Below are 14,095 nucleotides of genomic sequence, written 5' to 3'. Positions count from 1 at the left end.
TATTTGGGCTATACAACGGTTCATCATAAAAAAACAACAGTTCAGTAATTAAAAATTGAGTATTGATTTTCTCACAGATACTTTTGTATCAAAATAATCAAACCATGAAGAAATTTTTAAAAATTATCAAATTCACATTTACAGCTATTGTAAGCATCTTTTTACTTTTATTCTTATATTTTTTTATAAGTAATAAATTATTTCTGGGTTCCAAAAATGAAAATAACATTAGCTATCTGACAAAAAATAAAACTGAAATTAAGGGTTCAATTAATGAAGAACTTTTTGATGAAGATTTTTACAAATCGCAGGTTTTTCTTTTAGGGGAAATTCACGGTTATGCCGATAATCAAAAACTAGACAAGGAGCTGCTGTTTTTCCTAAACAAAAAGGCAGGCGTTAAATATTATATTGCAGAGATGGATAGCTTGACGGCCAAAAAACTAAATGCTTTTTTAAAAGACAGCTCAAAAAATCAAGCAAAATTAAAAGAAGTTGTAGTGGACATAAAGCAAAGAATCCCGCAGCAGTCCAGTCAGGAATTATTTGACAAATGGAATGAAATCTACGATTACAATCAAAAGTTAGCCGATTCTTTAAAAATTACCGTAATCGGGATAGACAAGAATTTTGATGATGACTCAAAAGTATCGAGAGATGCTGCTATGGTAGTGAATTTCAAAAATTCAATCAAGAAAATGAAACTTGAGAATGAAAAATTTTACGGACTTTTTGGATATTTCCATGTACTACAAAGTAAAACCGAAAACGGAAAAGAAACATTTGCTTCCGGGTTAAAAAAATCAGGTATTAAAACCGCCAGTTTTGTTAGTTATACGATTGACAGTGAAATGTATCTTCCTAAAAACCCTCAATTTCCAACACCTGAGGATGAAAAAATTGATTGGGTAAATGCAGATGGACCATTGCAGTTAGTTAAAGGGATAAAAGACCTCAAAGAATTGAGTAAACCTAATACAATTACACTTTTCAAAATTGATTCGCCAAATTCACCATACCTTACATCACAACAACTGATCAATGTGAAATCGAGAATTTTTGGAGAAAATATTGTTCCTGAGGAAGGTATTTTTACGACAGATTATTTTCAATATGTGTTTTTGCTGAGAAACTCTAAAGCACTAACAAAACTAAAATAGAAAGCAAAAGCCAATTCTGATAAGTTTATTATTTTGCGCCTCTGCGTCTTTGCGAGAAAATAATTATTCTCATAGACGCTGAGGCACAAAGTTCATAAAGAGAAAATTATTGAAAGCTAACTTTTATATCAATCAATGAAAAATCAAATTCCCAAAATTTTAATATTCTCCAGATTAGTAATCGGATTTTTGATTGTTATAGTAAGCTATATAAATATTCAAAATTATAAGCCAATAGCTGTGTCTCTACTAACAATCGGTCTGTTGACAGATATATTTGACGGAATCATAGCAAGAAAATTAAATATTTCAACACAATTGCTAAGAAGGCTGGATTCTACTATTGACCAGATTTTTTTTATTTGTGTTGCGTTGGCAACCTTTATCCAGTGTCCGGAGTTTTTTAAAAATAATATATTATTGGTTTCTATTCTTATTGGAACTGAAATTCTGACTTATGCAGTCAGTTTTTTAAAATTTAGAAAAGAAATAGCAACCCATTCACTTGGGGCAAAATTTTGGACATTACTATTATTTTGCACGTTGATTCAGGTAATAGTGGAATGCCAATCGGTTTATCTGTTCCAAATGTGTTTTTGGGTTGGAATGATTACACGAATTGAAATTATAGGCATTATCTTAACGCTAAAAGAATGGACAAATGATGTTCCTTCATTATATCATGCGGTACAACTTAGAAAAGGGAGAGCAATAAAGCGAAGAAAATTGTTTAACGGTTAATAATAAAGTATCTTAGAACCTGCTTTCTTGTAAAATCTTGAAGGATCCGAATAAAGGACAAACGTGATAATAAATAAATTTACTATGCATAGTACTCCTCAAAATGTAACCGATTATCCTAATAACAATACTTATTTTCTGGTTTGGAATTTCAAGGAACAGATTCCGATAGAAAAGATAAAATCCTGCTTCCAAAGAATATGTGCTTTGGTAATAAACCTGAATAATTCTGGCCTTGACCGATTTCCGGATTCTAAAGCAAGCTGCGTTATGGGAATAGGCTATGAAGCATGGCTAAAACTCGATTTGCCAAAACCGCTGCCTAAAGAATTGAAGCCATTTGAGCCTGTTATGGGTGATAAGCATATTGCCGTGGCTACTAAAGGAGATTTACATTTTCATATCCGTTCGGATCAAAAAAGTCTTGCCTATGATATGTCTTCGGTGATTTCGGACACTATGAAAGTCATTGGAGACTGTGTTGTAGAAGTTCAGGGATTCCGTTATTGGGACAGCCGATCTATTTTGGGTTTCGTAGACGGAACGGAAAATCCTCATGGAACGGATAGGGATTATTTTTCAGTAATTAATGAGCAGGATTTGGATTATAGGGGAGGAAGCTACCTCTTTGTTCAGAAGTATGTCCATAATCTTAATGCCTGGAAATTACTTTCTGTAGAAGAACAGGAAAAAGTAATAGGCAGATCGAAAGAGCATGATATAGAAATGGATGATGATGTAAAACCTCAGAATTCACATATAGCCTTAGCTAATATTGGAGATGATTTCAAGGTTGTCCGCGATAATATGCCTTTTGGGAATGTAGCTACAAATGAAATGGGGACTTATTTTATATGCTATACAAGTACTTTCAGTACGGTAGAGAAAATGCTGACTAATATGTTTGTAGGTGATCCTCCGGGAAATTATGATCGTATTCTGGATTTCAGTACTGCCAAAACAGGAACATTGTTTTTTGTTCCTTCATTGGATATGCTTGCTGATTTTTCCGGATAGAATTACCAGGTTGCTGACCATTTTGTTTCAATTTCAGATTTGTCATATACTCAATCCATAGAATATAACCACCGATTGTTGGTATTTATTCTAACAATCTATTCATTTGATTATCTATGCTGTAAATCAGAAAGAAAGTGAAGAGTAAAGATATATTGCTGTGAAAATATTGGGAAACTAACATTAAAAACCTGCAACGCTCTGATAAGTAAGTGAATACAGGTTTTTGAAAGTGAACATGCTGGTGCAAAACTTGAACCATTTCATCTATGATTTAAAGTTGATTTCGGATTTGGTTTTGGAATGAAGTGGACAGAATGGAGCAGAGGGTTTTACACGAAGGATTAGCATATTTGATTGCAACGAAGATGGGAACTAACGCTTTGCTGCTTTATTAGCTAAAGTCAAAACATGAACTTTTAAGTTCTTCATTTACAAAGGGAATAATTTATTTACAAAGGATTCTTTTAAATTAATAAATGGAAAAATAATAAGCCAATCCGAAAGGATTGGCTTTTACTTAAGGGCCTTACGACCCTCATCAATTAATGGTTACTTAAAAGGTCGGCAAATAAATGCTCTAATTTTTTTTCAAGACATAATATTAATTATTTAGGGCTGACATCTTCAATGTATTACCTACCAACAATCATAAAAAAAGGAATAACTTGTTCTCAATTTTTCAGCTATTATTCCTTCTTCATCATAAAAATACGATGTTGTGTTATTTTCTTTTAGAATCCAACTTTGTAAACTAGAATCGCTATATAATGTGTCGGTACTTTTACCGTGTCTCATAATAAAAGCATAGTTGTATTCTTTAAAATTTTGTGATGAATGATTTTTTAGGCTCTTAACATCTTCAATAAACACATTGTTTTTGATCAATAATTTAGCATGTTCATCTTTAGAATTCCAAAATGTTTTCTCGTTAATTGAATAGGGTTGTGTAGTAATTGATCCCATGAATTTTGTTACTTCTATAGGATTATTTTGGATTGTAATATTATTTCTGGTTTTACAGCCAAAAAAACAAAACACTGACAGTATTAATATAATTTTTATTTTCATGTTATAATTTTAATTTATTTGATAGAGCTCCTTGGGTAGCTACATCTAGCCCCATGTAATTATTTCTTGGATTTTCTTGAAGATTCGTATTTATCTGACTAGATAAGGTTGTTGCCTTTTTTCCTCAGCGTTTCGAAAATAAGGCGTATTTTTCTGTCAGTTATATCTTTTCTCCTTGCCAAATAACCTTTAGCATCATTTTTCCACCCAAATGTATGTATAAATTCATGCCCTAAGAGTGATGTTGGAGAATTAATTAGTACTGTTTTGGCAAATGTTTTGTTGGTTAGTTGAGTATCCAATTCTGTTGTATTTGAATTTTTTGTGTCGTCAAAAAGAACGATGTTCCCTGAAAAACTGATATTTGACGGATTCGGATATCGAACCGCCAGGGTAAACGAAGCGCTAAGGCTTATGTTGCTGTTTGATAAGGGATTGCGGGGTAAAAAAAATGGGACAATCCAGAAGTTTTCTGACTTGTCCCAAGATGTGACCACGATGGGATTCGAACCCATACGCCTTGCAGCACCACCCCCTCAAGATGGCGAGTCTACCAATTTCTCCACGTGGCCGTAAACAAAAAAAGTTACCCGCTTGGCGAATAACTTTTGTGACCCGACTGGGGCTCGAACCCAGGACCCCATCATTAAAAGTGATGTGCTCTACCGACTGAGCTATCGAGTCATTGCATTCATGAAATTTCAAAATTTTGTAGTGACCCGACTGGGGCTCGAACCCAGGACCCCATCATTAAAAGTGATGTGCTCTACCGACTGAGCTATCGAGTCATTAATTTCTTGAATGCGGGTGCAAATATACGTTCTTATTATTTATTTTTCAAAGCAATTTTGTTTTAAATTTGTCTTTTTTTACTAATCTTTTATAATGCCTTAATTTATAAGGTTTTACTTTAATGATAAAAATTGTTTTATTGGGGTATATGGGTTCAGGAAAGTCAACAATTGCCCATCTGTTGTCTGAAAAAACTCAAATCGAAGCTTTTGATTTGGATAAAATTATCGAAGAAAGAGCAGGATTGTCTATAAAAAATATCTTCGAGCAGAAAGGAGAAGTCTTTTTCCGGAAATTGGAAAATCAAATTTTTAAGGAATTTATTTCTTCCGAAAAAGATATGATTCTAAGTTTGGGCGGTGGTACGCCTTGCTATGCCAACAATCACGAATTACTTAATGGCGGTGGAGTGGTTTCTTTTTATTTGAAAGCTTCTATAGAAACACTGTATGAAAGGTTGCTTTCTGTCAGGGATAATCGCCCGTTAATTGCAGAGCAGGAAAAAGAGGAAATGAAAGAATATATCGCAAAGCATCTTTTTGATCGTAGTTATTATTACAATCAAGCTACTCATATTGTGTCTGTAGATAAGAAGACTCCCGAAGAAGTTACAGCAGAAATAAGCCGTATCCTAGCTTAAATAGGCGTAGTCTTCCTGAGCTTCAAAAACTACCTGTACATGCTCTTGTAGAGAGGTGGAAAGTGAAATTCCTTTAAAATCTGCCTTTACAGGATATTTTTTATGATTTCTATCTACAAGTACCGCTGTTTTGAATTTTTTCAAAGGAACATCTAAAAAATGCTTAACGCCATACGCCAACGTAGTGCCGGAGTTTAATACATCGTCTACAAGAACAAGCCCTTTATTTTCGTATTGTTTTTTTTCTAATGAAGTTGTAACCTCATTGTGCGGATTCTGCTTGTCGATAAAGACCTCGCAAAGGGCTACTTTCAAAGGTGATATCTGCGTGACTTTTTTGGCGATTTTTTCAGCAAAAATAAAACCGTTTTTAGCTATTCCTGCAATAACAATTTCTTCTTCATCAACAAAAGTTTCGTATATCTGATAAGCGATTCGCAGGATTTTGTGCTCTATTTCCTGATTGTTGAGGATGATATTTTTGCTCATTTTGTTTATTTTTTTCAAAGATAAAAAACGCTTTGTTTGTTTGTGCTATATGACGGTTTATATTTTAATAGTCGGTCTCGTCCTCGTCATTTTCAAAGTCCAGGTTAAAGTCATCAATATCTCTGCGGTCTTTTTTTGTAGGTCTGCCTTCGCCATGTTTTCTGTAATGCTCCTTTGATAATTTCAAAAGTTCCAAATGCTGGAAAGCTTCAATGGGAGTTTCGTCTTTTCTGTAAATATCAACAAGTTTGGCACCCACACGGTTTTGGGGAATGTCTAACACGGTAATCGTATGTGTAATCTGATCTTTCCTGAAGGTAATTTTATCAGTGGCAAATACTTCTTTCGAAGGCTTTGCAACCTGCCCGTTTACAGTAATATGGTTCTTTTTGCAAGCTTCGGTAACCATGTTGCGTGTTTTGTAATATCGAACGCACCAGAGGTATTTGTCTACTCTCATTTTAAAACTAAAATCTACGTTAATTTATTTACAAAAATAAATCAAAATTGTATCTTGCGCCTCTAAAATCAATAATAATGACCAGAATTAAGCTTTTTTTAATAGCTATAGTTTCAAGTACGGTTCTTTTTTCCTGTAAAAAAGACGATGATTCTTCAAAAGTAGCTCCTCCAAGAGACAGAGCGACACAATATGCATCAGACATACAGGATATCGAAACCTACTTAAAGACGCATTATCTTACCGTTACTATGGATGCCAATAATAATCCGGTACCTACCATTATTCAGATTCCTGAGGGAGGTACACAGGTTTCTATCTGGGACCAGCAGGATTATCCGTTGAAAACTAAGATGGTTAGAAATGATGGAAGAACCTATACGAATGCAGATCCTATAGTAGGGAAGCCAATTAATGATCCGGTTGAATATAAATTGTATTATATAAAATTAAGAGAAGGAGTGGGGCAATCGCCAACGAGAGTAGATTCTACTTTGGTAACTTACAGAGGTAATGCTTTAGACGGAACACAATTTGACTACAGGCCAAATCCGGTTTGGTTTTCTCAGGAAAGTGTCGTTTCCGGATGGAGAAATATAATGACAGAATTTAAATCAGGAAATGCGGTTGACGATCCGTCTAATCCGGGTGGAACATTATTGACAGATTATGGAGTAGGAATTGTATTTGTGCCTTCTGGTTTAGGTTATTTTAATGGAGCTCCAGCGGGTTCAGGATTGTCTTCCTATTCGCCTTTGGTATTTACAATAAATCTGCATATGGTAAAATATGCTGATAATGATGGAGATGGAATCTTGTCGTATTTAGAAGATTTAAATGGAAACGGTGATTATTATGATGATGATACAGATGGAGACGGTATACCCAACTTTTTAGATGTTGATGATGATGGAGACCGCACAAAAACAAGAACTGAGATTAAAGATGCTTTTGGAAATATCTATCCGTTTGATCTGATACCAAACTGCTCCGGAACAACAGGAGGTTTAAAGAAACATTTGGATCCGAGTTGCCATTAATAATGGTTTACTTTGAAGTAATATAAAAAGCCCGTTCAAACGAACGGGCTTTTATTTTTATAAAGCTAAAGCTTTTTATTTTCTTTTGATAGCTCTTTCAGCAGCTTCAACAATTGCCTGATTGTTTAGTTTGTATTTCTGCATCAATTGATCCGGAGTTCCGGACTCTCCAAAGCTGTCGTTTACGGCAACGAATTCCTGTGGAGCAGGATTGTTCAATGCCAATACTCTTGCTACGCTTTCTCCCAAACCACCAAGAATGTTATGTTCTTCAGCAGTAACAACACATTTTGTTTTTGCAAGTGATTTCAAGATAGCTTCTTCGTCAAGAGGCTTAATCGTGTGGATATTGATTACTTCAGCAGATATGCCTTTAGCTTCTAATGCTTCGGCAGCTACCAATGCTTCCCATACTAAATGTCCTGTAGCCACAATAGTTACATCCGTTCCTTCATTAAGCAATACTGCTTTTCCTATTTCAAACGTTCCGTTTTCCGGAGTGAAATTTGGAACCGATGGACGTCCAAAACGAAGATAAACAGGTCCGTGGTGTTCTGCAATAGCAATTGTAGCTGCCTTGGTCTGGTTGTAATCGCAGGTATTGATTACGGTCATGCCTGGTAGCATTTTCATCAATCCTATGTCTTCAAGGATTTGGTGGGTAGCACCGTCTTCTCCCAGGGTAAGTCCCGCGTGTGAAGCACATATTTTTACATTTTTATCAGAATAAGCAACAGATTGGCGGATCTGGTCGTATACTCTTCCTGTAGAAAAGTTGGCAAATGTTCCTGTAAAAGGAATCTTTCCGCCAATAGTCATACCTGCAGCAATTCCAATCATGTTTGCTTCCGCTATTCCAACCTGAAAGAAACGTTCCGGGTGGTTCTTTTTGAAATCGTCCATTTTTAATGAACCAATCAAGTCAGCGCAAAGGGCAACAACATTTTCGTTTTTTTGACCAAGCTCGGTCAGTCCCGCACCAAAACCGGAGCGGGTGTCTTTATTTCCTGTATTGATATATTTTTTCATTTTTGTCTTTTTGATATACGAATAGGCTGTTGGCAATAACTTGAAGCTTACTGCTTAAAGCCTACTGCCTTTTAATAATCGCTTTCGCCTTCACAATAGTTTTGAGCCAAAGCATTGGCCAGCTGCTCATCATTTGGAGCTTTTCCATGCCAGGCGTGGCTATACATCATATAATCTACACCATTACCCATTTCGGTATGCAGCAATACGCAAACAGGTTTTCCTTTTCCTGTTCTTGATTTGGCATCGGTCATACCGGCAATAATGGCTTCAATATCATTTCCTTTTTCGATATCTAAAACATCCCAGCCAAAAGCCTCAAATTTAGCTCTGATGCTTCCCATGTTTAAAACTTCGTCAGTAGGACCATCAATTTGTTTTCCGTTTAAATCGATTGTAGCGATATAATTATCGACTTTGTAAGCAGAAGCATACATCATTGCCTCCCAATTTTGCCCTTCCTGCAATTCACCGTCACCATGAAGGCTATAAACCAGATGAGAATCCTTATTCAGTTTTTTTGTCAGTGCAGCACCAATAGCAACAGACATTCCTTGTCCTAAAGAACCTGAAGCCATTCGGATTCCCGGAAGACCTTCGTGCGTTGTTGGATGTCCTTGTAATCTGGAATTGATGTGGCGGAATGTAGCCAGCTCAGATACCGGAAAATAACCGCTTCTTGCCAATACGCTATAGAAAACAGGAGAAATATGTCCGTTCGACAAAAAGAAGATATCTTCATTCTTTCCATCCATATCGAAACCTGGTTTGCGATCCATTAAATTTTGATAAAGTGCGACAAGAAATTCTGCACAGCCTAGCGAACCGCCCGGGTGTCCTGAGTTTACAGCATGAACCATTCTGAGAATATCTCTGCGTACTTGAATAGTTAAGTTGTTTAATTGTTGTGTGTTAGGTTTCATTCTTATAGGATAAATTTAAACTGGCGCAAAGATAATCAGATATTTGGATTTTTTGACATCTGAATTTTTAGAATTTCATAAAGAACAAGGCATAAATTCTGTCAGTAGGCTTTTTGGTTCACATATTTCCGGGTTTCTATAATCAATGCATCAATGTTGTAAGTATAATTGTCTAAAGATTTGCTTTCCAGGAATAATTCCAGTGCTTTTTGATAGTCGCCTCTCTCCTGATAATAAATTCCGAGATTTCTAAAATAATAAGGATTGTATGGATCCAACTCATACGATTGATTGAGGTCATGAAGTCCTTCTTCCATACGACCAAGCTTTATTTTTGAAAAACCCCTGTTGTTGTAGGAGTAGGCAAAAGATTTGTCAATTTCCAATGCTTTATCAAAAAAAGTAATTGCCTCTTCATATTTTTCAAGAATGTTAAGCGTATAGCCCTTGTTGTTTAGCGAGTAGCTGTTCATGGGGTTCAGTTTCAGGGATATGCCATAAAGTTTCATTGCCTTTTCATGGTTTTCATAATGGGTGTAGATAAGTCCCAGATTGGAATAGTCTTCTGAATTCATTTGGAACCGTTTTCGGAACTCATCAAAATAACTTTTGGCCTTGCGGTAGTTTTTAATTAGAAGATGGCAGTAAATAGCCCAGCGATAGGTGTCCTGGTCTTTTAGTCCATTGGAAAGTATGGTGTCAAAAACAGTAGCGGCTTCAGTATATTGCTTGTTATTGTATAAATCAATAGCATCAAAATATTGTTTGGGATACTTTTTATGGCGAAAGAGCCTCACCAGGGAAGTGCCGTCATTATGTCCAATCTTGCCATCATGGAGCGTAATGGATTGGTTGCTTGGGATAATGTTCTTTAAGAAATCAAAAATAGAAAGCAGTAAGAAAATCAGAAAAAGAAACGATAGGAAGTCTTTTAGCCTGAAAGTAAAAGCAATGTAGCAGGAAATTAATGCAATGAAAAGAGAAGCCAATGGACCGGTAAGCGTATAAATAATTTTTTTGTTGATAGAAATATTACTGGCATGAGGAACGCACAGACCTCCTCTCCATTTAAAAAGATTGTACTTTATCCAGATTTCGAGCTTGCCAATCGCTAACCGAAAACTTTTATCGGTGTCGCCATAGGAGCCAAGAAAGATAGTAGCGCGTTCGCCGGTCATTAAGATAACAGGAATTGCATGGCCAAGTTCGTGGAAGACCGTAAGAAAAGGTCTGGAGATTAAAAATATAGCAAGCAATTCAGCCATCAATTGTGTTTTCATGTCTATCAGGATTTGGCAAGAAAAATGCTTTGGGGGTAATTACATTTCGGTCTAAAAATAACAATAAATTTTTTTCTTAAAGCAAATGAGTTTTCACTAGCTTAAAAAACTGATAGTAACATTTTTATAGGCTTCAAAAACATACATACGGCACGCTTATCAGATAGGATGTTAAATTAAATCATAAATCTAAAATGATAAATCTTAAATAAATTATCTTTGCCTCCCAAAGTTTGGGATAAAGAGAAAAGAATGAAATTTGAACTATTACAAAATGATCCGAATTCAAAGGCAAGGGCTGGAAAAATAACAACGGATCACGGTGTTATTGAAACGCCTATTTTTATGCCTGTAGGAACTGTGGCTTCCGTAAAAGGCGTGCACCAGAGAGAATTGAAGAATGATATCAACCCCGATATTATTTTAGGAAATACCTATCACCTGTACTTAAGACCGCAGACCGATATTCTTGAAAAAGCAGGCGGACTCCACAAATTTATGAATTGGGACAGAAATATACTTACAGATTCAGGCGGTTATCAGGTGTATTCTCTTTCTTCCAACAGAAAAATTAAAGAAGAAGGTGTGAAGTTCAAATCGCATATTGATGGTTCCTATCATGTCTTTACACCTGAGAATGTAATGGAAATTCAACGAACAATAGGGGCGGACATTATTATGGCATTTGATGAATGTACTCCATATCCTTGTGATTACCGCTACGCCCAGCGTTCGATGCACATGACGCACAGATGGCTTGACAGATGTATCAGCCATTTGGACAAAGTGCCATATAAATATGGCTACGAACAGACTTTTTTCCCAATTGTTCAGGGAAGTACCTATAAAGATTTGAGACAGCAGTCAGCTGAATATATAGCAAATGCCGGAGCAGAAGGAAATGCTATTGGAGGACTTTCAGTAGGTGAGCCTGCTGAAGAAATGTACGCAATGACCGAAGTTGTTACAGAAATCCTGCCAAAAGACAAGCCTAGATACCTGATGGGAGTAGGTACTCCTATCAATATTCTGGAAAACATTGCACTTGGAATAGATATGTTTGATTGTGTGATGCCAACCAGAAATGCCAGAAACGGAATGCTTTTCACGGCCCATGGTACAATCAATATTAAAAATAAAAAGTGGGAGTCTGATTTTTCACCCCTTGATGAAATGGGACACACTTTTGTCGATACAGAATATACAAAAGCCTATTTACGCCATCTTTTTGCCGCAAATGAATATCTTGGAAAGCAAATCGCTACAATTCATAACTTAGGATTCTATATGTGGTTGGTTCGTGAAGCAAGAAAACATATCTTAGCGGGAGATTTCCGCGTATGGAAAGAAATGATGGTGAAACAAATGGACCAAAGACTATAAGAAATCCAAAATAAGATTAGAATCTGGTAGAAAAATGAAGATAATCGACAAGTATATCCTGAAAAGGTATCTGGCCACATTTTTTGTGATGCTGTTTCTGTTTATCCCAATTGGGATTGTAATTGACGTGTCGGAAAAGGTCAATAAAATTATCCAGAATAAGGTGCCTTTCGGAAAAGTGGCGCTATATTATGTCGATTTTACGGTTTATTTTGCCAATCTTCTTTTTCCTATTTTCTTGTTTCTTTCCGTGATTTGGTTTACTTCCAAACTGGCTAACAATACGGAAATTATTGCGATTTTAAGCTCCGGAATATCCTTTCAGCGATTCTTACGTCCTTACCTGATTGGAGCCACAATTGTATCAGTTTTTGCCTTATTGATGGGTTTTTTTATTGTTCCGAAGGCAAGCCAGGGTTTTAACGATTTCAGATATACTTATCTCAAAGGCAATAATAAAACAAGGGAAACCACAAACGTTTACCGTGAAATCAGCCCGGGAGAGTTTATCTATGTAAGTAATTTCAATATCAATTCTAAGACAGCTTTTGATTTTTCACTGAAGAAATTTAAAGATAACAAGCTCGATTTTGCTATAAATGCATCTCGTATTCATTTTAACCAAAAAGATACTACTTACTCTTTGTACAACTATAAAAAAAGAATAGTTGGCGAATTTGATGATAGGTTAGAGACATCTGCGAAAAAAGATACTGTTTTTAAATTTGACCTTGAAGATTTGACACCGGTAATTTACATCGCAGAAACACTGACTTTAGGAGAGTTGAATGACTTTATCGATAAAGAAAGAGAACGGGGCTCGTCAAATATCAACACCTATCTTGTTGTATTGTATAAAAAATACAGCCTTCCCGTTTCGGCTTTCATCCTGACTATTATTGCGGTTGCTGTATCTTCTATGAAAAGAAGAGGAGGAATGGGAATGAATCTGGCTATTGGTATTGGTCTTGCTTTTACATTTATCTTTTTTGACAAGATTTTCGGAACTCTGGCTGAAAAATCAAGCATACCTCCATTTATAGCCGTATGGCTTCCAAATTTTGTCTTTGGAATTTTAGCGATTTACCTGCTTCGAAATGCAAAAAGATAACAATCTCAAAAGCTACCTGAATCTCCACCTGATTGTTTTTATCTGGGGATTTACAGCAATCCTTGGCGAACTCATTACCATAAAAGAAGCGCCCGTAGTATGGTATAGAATGCTTCTTGCGGGAATTTTTATGCTTATCTACGTTTTGGTAACCAAAAAACCATGGCGCATTCCGGGAAAATCATTTTTCCATCTTATTAGTGTAGGCCTGATTATAGCCTTGCATTGGATATTTTTCTTCAAGGCAATTAACGTTTCGAATGTTTCGATTACGCTAGCTGTTTTTTCAACCGGAGCTTTTTTTGCATCTATCATGGAACCGATATTTTTTAATAGAAAAATGTTGTGGTATGAAGTGTTCTTCGGTCTAATTATAATTGGCGGACTATTAATGATTATGCAGGTAGAAACGCATTATGTTTTGGGAATGGTTTATGCGCTGATTTCCGTTTTTCTGGGTGTTACTTTTACACTTTTTAATGGCAAGCTGATACAAAAATATGACCCTTCCGTAATTACGCTTTATGAATTTTTTGCCGGTGTCTTTTTTGTGTCGCTCTATTTGTTATATGATGGGCAATTTACGGCTGAATTCTTTTCCGTATCTCAACATGACTGGATTTTACTGCTGGTACTTTCTTCCGTTTGCACGGCCTATGCCTTTACAGCATCGGTAAATGTCATGAAAAAACTTACACCCTATACCGTAATGCTTACTACTAATATGGAACCTGTTTATGGCATTATGCTGGCTTACATTATTTTAGGTGATAAGGAAAAGATGAGTCCTGCCTTTTATATTGGTGCGGTCATCATTCTGGCAACAGTTATTTTGAATGGAATTTTAAAAAATTATACAGCTAAAAAATCGCTTTTGGTCGATAAACAAAGCAATTCATAAGGACTGCTGATTTGATTTTTTAAGACAAAAAGAGGCTAAATCTTTTCAGAAATTAGCT

At 35.8% G+C, this 14,095-nt stretch carries 15 protein-coding genes and 3 tRNA genes; 8 read left to right on the top strand and 10 right to left on the bottom strand.

The window, feature by feature from the left end; all coding sequences use genetic code 11:
* Nucleotides 1-104: 104 nt before the first annotated feature.
* From B0G92_RS15600 to B0G92_RS15590, 3 genes are all read left to right on the top strand, one after another.
* The gene (locus B0G92_RS15600; protein ID WP_101472925.1) at nt 105-1,160 is read left to right on the top strand and encodes a hypothetical protein; all 1,056 of its coding nucleotides are present in this window, start codon (nt 105-107) and stop codon (nt 1,158-1,160) included.
* Between the two features lie 135 nt (nt 1,161-1,295).
* Complete coding sequence (locus B0G92_RS15595; protein WP_101472924.1) at nt 1,296-1,901, top strand: CDP-alcohol phosphatidyltransferase family protein; 606 nt, start codon at nt 1,296-1,298, stop codon at nt 1,899-1,901.
* Between the two features lie 84 nt (nt 1,902-1,985).
* Entirely contained in the window at nt 1,986-2,918 is a 933-nt protein-coding gene (locus tag B0G92_RS15590; protein ID WP_101472923.1) for a Dyp-type peroxidase, read from the top strand.
* 639 nt (nt 2,919-3,557) lie between these two features.
* Here the strand turns inward: B0G92_RS15590 and B0G92_RS15585 are convergent.
* The 5 genes from B0G92_RS15585 to B0G92_RS15565 form a co-directional block, all read right to left on the bottom strand.
* On the bottom strand, nt 3,558-3,989 hold the full coding sequence (locus tag B0G92_RS15585) for a hypothetical protein (RefSeq protein ID WP_101472922.1): 432 nt from the start codon (nt 3,987-3,989) through the stop codon (nt 3,558-3,560).
* 98 nt (nt 3,990-4,087) lie between these two features.
* A complete protein-coding gene (locus B0G92_RS15580) occupies nt 4,088-4,504 on the bottom strand; it encodes a hypothetical protein (RefSeq protein ID WP_101472921.1) in 417 nt (138 codons plus the stop codon).
* A tRNA-Leu gene (locus B0G92_RS15575) sits at nt 4,480-4,561 on the bottom strand. Before B0G92_RS15575 ends, B0G92_RS15580 begins: the two co-directional genes overlap by 25 nt.
* Nucleotides 4,562-4,600: 39 nt before the next feature.
* Nucleotides 4,601-4,673 (bottom strand) — tRNA-Lys (locus B0G92_RS15570).
* A gap of 31 nt (nt 4,674-4,704) precedes the next feature.
* Nucleotides 4,705-4,777, bottom strand: a tRNA-Lys gene (locus B0G92_RS15565).
* Nucleotides 4,778-4,902: 125 nt separating this feature from the next.
* On the opposite strand from B0G92_RS15565, the gene B0G92_RS15560 reads away from it, so the two are divergent.
* Nucleotides 4,903-5,421, top strand: a complete 519-nt coding sequence (locus tag B0G92_RS15560) for a shikimate kinase (protein WP_101472920.1) — start codon at nt 4,903-4,905, stop codon at nt 5,419-5,421.
* Here the strand turns inward: B0G92_RS15560 and B0G92_RS15555 are convergent.
* Nucleotides 5,413-5,910 (bottom strand): phosphoribosyltransferase family protein, encoded by a 498-nt coding sequence (locus B0G92_RS15555; protein ID WP_101472919.1) that lies wholly within the window; start codon nt 5,908-5,910, stop codon nt 5,413-5,415. The genes B0G92_RS15560 and B0G92_RS15555 overlap by 9 nt on opposite strands.
* A gap of 64 nt (nt 5,911-5,974) precedes the next feature.
* Nucleotides 5,975-6,370, bottom strand: coding sequence for an RNA-binding S4 domain-containing protein (locus tag B0G92_RS15550; RefSeq protein WP_056072620.1), 396 nt, complete (start codon nt 6,368-6,370; stop codon nt 5,975-5,977).
* Nucleotides 6,371-6,447: 77 nt separating this feature from the next.
* Here B0G92_RS15550 and B0G92_RS15545 point away from each other — a divergent pair, with 77 nt between their 5' ends.
* Nucleotides 6,448-7,410 carry an FKBP-type peptidyl-prolyl cis-trans isomerase gene (locus B0G92_RS15545; protein ID WP_101472918.1) on the top strand — a complete coding sequence of 321 codons (963 nt, stop codon included), beginning with the start codon at nt 6,448-6,450 and terminating at the stop codon, nt 7,408-7,410.
* Nucleotides 7,411-7,485: 75 nt separating this feature from the next.
* On the opposite strand, the gene B0G92_RS15540 is transcribed toward B0G92_RS15545, so the two are convergent.
* From B0G92_RS15540 to B0G92_RS15530, 3 genes are all read right to left on the bottom strand, one after another.
* Complete coding sequence (locus B0G92_RS15540) at nt 7,486-8,439, bottom strand: transketolase family protein (protein WP_056072615.1); 954 nt, start codon at nt 8,437-8,439, stop codon at nt 7,486-7,488.
* A 71-nt stretch (nt 8,440-8,510) separates the two neighbouring features.
* Nucleotides 8,511-9,362, bottom strand: a complete 852-nt coding sequence (locus B0G92_RS15535) for a transketolase (RefSeq protein WP_101472917.1) — start codon at nt 9,360-9,362, stop codon at nt 8,511-8,513.
* A 101-nt stretch (nt 9,363-9,463) separates the two neighbouring features.
* Nucleotides 9,464-10,642: a tetratricopeptide repeat protein gene (locus B0G92_RS15530; protein ID WP_101472916.1), complete on the bottom strand. Its 1,179-nt coding sequence runs from the start codon at nt 10,640-10,642 to the stop codon at nt 9,464-9,466.
* Nucleotides 10,643-10,894: 252 nt separating this feature from the next.
* Here B0G92_RS15530 and tgt point away from each other — a divergent pair, with 252 nt between their 5' ends.
* From tgt to B0G92_RS15515, 3 genes are read left to right on the top strand one after another with little or no spacing between them, the layout of a single operon-like run.
* Entirely contained in the window at nt 10,895-12,025 is a 1,131-nt protein-coding gene (gene tgt / locus B0G92_RS15525) for a tRNA guanosine(34) transglycosylase Tgt (RefSeq protein WP_056072607.1), read from the top strand.
* A gap of 34 nt (nt 12,026-12,059) precedes the next feature.
* Entirely contained in the window at nt 12,060-13,136 is a 1,077-nt protein-coding gene (locus B0G92_RS15520; RefSeq protein ID WP_101472915.1) for an LptF/LptG family permease, read from the top strand.
* On the top strand, nt 13,123-14,037 hold the full coding sequence (locus B0G92_RS15515) for a DMT family transporter (protein WP_101472914.1): 915 nt from the start codon (nt 13,123-13,125) through the stop codon (nt 14,035-14,037). The genes B0G92_RS15520 and B0G92_RS15515 overlap by 14 nt, the downstream gene beginning before the upstream one ends.
* The last annotated feature ends 58 nt before the right edge of the window (nt 14,038-14,095 follow it).

The sequence above is a fragment of the Flavobacterium lindanitolerans genome, assembly GCF_002846575.1.
GTDB lineage: Bacteria > Bacteroidota > Bacteroidia > Flavobacteriales > Flavobacteriaceae > Flavobacterium > Flavobacterium lindanitolerans.
This window is presented reverse-complemented; position numbering and strand designations above follow the sequence as displayed.

Excerpts from the sequence above, each read along its gene's own strand:
- B0G92_RS15600 (WP_101472925.1), top strand. The coding sequence starts at position 105 with ATGAAGAAATTTTTAAAAATTATCAAATTCACATTTACAGCTATTGTA.
- B0G92_RS15595 (WP_101472924.1), top strand. The coding sequence starts at position 1,296 with ATGAAAAATCAAATTCCCAAAATTTTAATATTCTCCAGATTAGTAATC.
- B0G92_RS15590 (WP_101472923.1), top strand. The coding sequence starts at position 1,986 with ATGCATAGTACTCCTCAAAATGTAACCGATTATCCTAATAACAATACT.
- B0G92_RS15585 (WP_101472922.1), bottom strand. The coding sequence starts at position 3,989 with ATGAAAATAAAAATTATATTAATACTGTCAGTGTTTTGTTTTTTTGGC.
- B0G92_RS15580 (WP_101472921.1), bottom strand. The coding sequence starts at position 4,504 with ATGGGTTCGAATCCCATCGTGGTCACATCTTGGGACAAGTCAGAAAAC.
- B0G92_RS15560 (WP_101472920.1), top strand. The coding sequence starts at position 4,903 with ATGATAAAAATTGTTTTATTGGGGTATATGGGTTCAGGAAAGTCAACA.
- B0G92_RS15555 (WP_101472919.1), bottom strand. The coding sequence starts at position 5,910 with ATGAGCAAAAATATCATCCTCAACAATCAGGAAATAGAGCACAAAATC.
- B0G92_RS15550 (WP_056072620.1), bottom strand. The coding sequence starts at position 6,370 with ATGAGAGTAGACAAATACCTCTGGTGCGTTCGATATTACAAAACACGC.
- B0G92_RS15545 (WP_101472918.1), top strand. The coding sequence starts at position 6,448 with ATGACCAGAATTAAGCTTTTTTTAATAGCTATAGTTTCAAGTACGGTT.
- B0G92_RS15540 (WP_056072615.1), bottom strand. The coding sequence starts at position 8,439 with ATGAAAAAATATATCAATACAGGAAATAAAGACACCCGCTCCGGTTTT.
- B0G92_RS15535 (WP_101472917.1), bottom strand. The coding sequence starts at position 9,362 with ATGAAACCTAACACACAACAATTAAACAACTTAACTATTCAAGTACGC.
- B0G92_RS15530 (WP_101472916.1), bottom strand. The coding sequence starts at position 10,642 with ATGAAAACACAATTGATGGCTGAATTGCTTGCTATATTTTTAATCTCC.
- tgt (WP_056072607.1), top strand. The coding sequence starts at position 10,895 with ATGAAATTTGAACTATTACAAAATGATCCGAATTCAAAGGCAAGGGCT.
- B0G92_RS15520 (WP_101472915.1), top strand. The coding sequence starts at position 12,060 with ATGAAGATAATCGACAAGTATATCCTGAAAAGGTATCTGGCCACATTT.
- B0G92_RS15515 (WP_101472914.1), top strand. The coding sequence starts at position 13,123 with ATGCAAAAAGATAACAATCTCAAAAGCTACCTGAATCTCCACCTGATT.